We start from the raw sequence: 1,934 nt of genomic DNA, 5'->3' as shown, positions 1-1,934 counted from the left end.
CGCCGCCGAGCAGGTTCTGCCCGGCGCCCAGCACGAGGGCGACGATCGCGACGGCGGCCGCTCCCTGCACGGCGACCATGGCGAGGATGGCCCAGGCGGGCAGGCGGCCGTCGCGGCGCTCCTCGTCGGGCGTCTCCTCCGGGGCGTCGTAGGTGAAGGACGGCGCGCCGTAGGGGCCCTCGGCGGGGGTGTCGAAGAGGCCGTCGGGCACGCCGGAAGGCTCCTCGGAGGCCGCGCCGGTCGCATCGGGCCCGGCCTCCGTCCCGGACCAGGCGGACACGTCGGCCGTGAAGTCGCGCGACGGGACGGCGCGTGCGCCCCGACGGGGAAGCACAGGCAGCGCGGCGGGGTCGGCGGGGGTGCGCGCGGACGGGTCGGAGGCGCCCGGCGCGTCGGCGCCTTCCTCCCAGTCGTAGTCGGAGGCCGTCCCCCGTCCCGTGCTCATGCCTCGAGCCTAGAGGACGGGCACGATGGAGCTGCGGGGGTCGCAGGCTCTTGCCTACGACGATGCGGCGGGCTCAGCCGAGCCAGGCGGTGACCAGGGCGTACGCTCCGATCGAGAGGAGCAGGATGATCCCGAGCAGCAGCAGCGCGACGGCCCTCGGGGCGGGGCGACGGGAGGCGCGGCGGTCTGGGTCCGGGCTGCTGGGGTCCTGGGCGTTCGGCACGTGCCGTGCTCCTTCCGGGGCTGGTCGAGGCCCGGCGGGGCGGGCACGGCCACGGTAGTCGACCTCCCCGGGGCAGGGCTGAGCGACGAGAACCGCGTCGAGCTCATCTCGCGCCTCGCCCGTCGGACGGGCTCTGTCGCCTGCCAGGAAGACGCGCTAGCGTGATGGACGCACCGGCCGGCCACCGCCGCGCCCGCAGCCCGAGAGCCGATGGGCGCGGACGGACCCGGCCCCACCCCGCCACGAGGAGTGCTCCATGACCTCCGCTCCGACCGCATCCCTGACCCGTCTGCCCCGCACCGACCTGGAGGTGCTCCCGCTGAACCTCGGCGGGAACACCTTCGGCTGGACCTCGGACCGCGAGACGTCCTTCGCCGTGCTGGACGCCTTCGTCGCCGCCGGCGGCAGCTTCATCGACACCGCCGACGTCTACGCCGCCTGGGCCGAGGGCAGCGAGGGCGGCGACTCCGAGACGGTGCTCGGCGAATGGTTCGAGGCGCGCGGGAATCGCGAGGAGATCGTGCTGGCCACCAAGGTCGGCGCGAAGCCGTCGCGCACGGGCCTGTCGGCCGAGAACGTCGAGGCGGCGCTGGACGAGTCGCTCGAGCGGCTGCGCACCGACCGTATCGACCTCTACTACGCCCACTACGACGACGAGGAGGTCTCGATCGAGGAGCAGGTGCGGATCGCCGACAGCCTGGTCCGCTCCGGCAGGGTGCGCCACCTGGGCCTGTCGAACTTCTCGCCGGAGCGCATGCGGGAGTGGTTCGAGGTCGCGACCCGCGAGGGCCTCACCGTGCCGGTCGCGATCCAGCCGCACTACAACCTGCTGGCCCGCGCCGCGTACGAGAAGGACTACGCCCCGATCGCCCGCGAGTTCGACGCGGCCGTCATGCCCTACTTCTCCCTCGCCTCCGGCCTGCTGACCGGCAAGTACCGCACGAAGGAGGACCTCGAGGGCCGCGCCCGCAAGGGCATGGTCCAGGACCAGCTCACCGAGGACGCCCTGGCCGTGGTGGACGTGCTCACCGAGGTCGCCGCGACGCACGACGCGGAGCCGGCATCCGTCGCGATCGCCTGGCTGCTGGCCAAGGGCACGACCGCCCCGATCGCCTCGGCGAGCACGCCCGAGCAGCTGCCGGCCCTCCTCGCAGGCACGAGTCTCGAACTCTCCGCCCAGGACGTCGCCGCACTGGACGAGGCCTCGGCGCCCTTCGCCTGAGCAGCGCCGGCGGACCTGCCGCGCGGCGGGCCGCCGGGCGCGCG

At 74.5% G+C, this 1,934-nt stretch carries 3 protein-coding genes; 1 reads left to right on the top strand and 2 read right to left on the bottom strand.

From position 1 onward, the window contains the following. A partial coding sequence (locus tag HMPREF3159_RS06695) for a hypothetical protein (protein WP_210388846.1) occupies positions 1–445 on the bottom strand: 445 nt, incomplete at its 3' end. Between the two features lie 73 nt (positions 446–518). After that, entirely contained in the window at positions 519–668 is a 150-nt protein-coding gene (locus HMPREF3159_RS17460; RefSeq protein WP_168165393.1) for a hypothetical protein, read from the bottom strand. Positions 669–924: 256 nt separating this feature from the next. On the opposite strand from HMPREF3159_RS17460, the gene HMPREF3159_RS06690 reads away from it, so the two are divergent. Next, positions 925–1,890, top strand: a complete 966-nt coding sequence (locus HMPREF3159_RS06690; RefSeq protein ID WP_070500250.1) for an aldo/keto reductase — start codon at positions 925–927, stop codon at positions 1,888–1,890. Positions 1,891–1,934 lie beyond the last annotated feature (44 nt).

It is taken from the genome of Brachybacterium sp. HMSC06H03 (genome assembly GCF_001807385.1).
Lineage (GTDB): Bacteria > Actinomycetota > Actinomycetes > Actinomycetales > Dermabacteraceae > Brachybacterium > Brachybacterium conglomeratum.
Note: the sequence above shows the minus strand (reverse complement) of the source record. Positions and strands in the feature narration are given on the sequence as shown.

What these genes read in the sequence shown, in the direction of transcription:
- HMPREF3159_RS06690 (WP_070500250.1), top strand. Translation starts at nt 925, where the DNA reads ATGACCTCCGCTCCGACCGCATCCCTGACCCGTCTGCCCCGCACCGAC.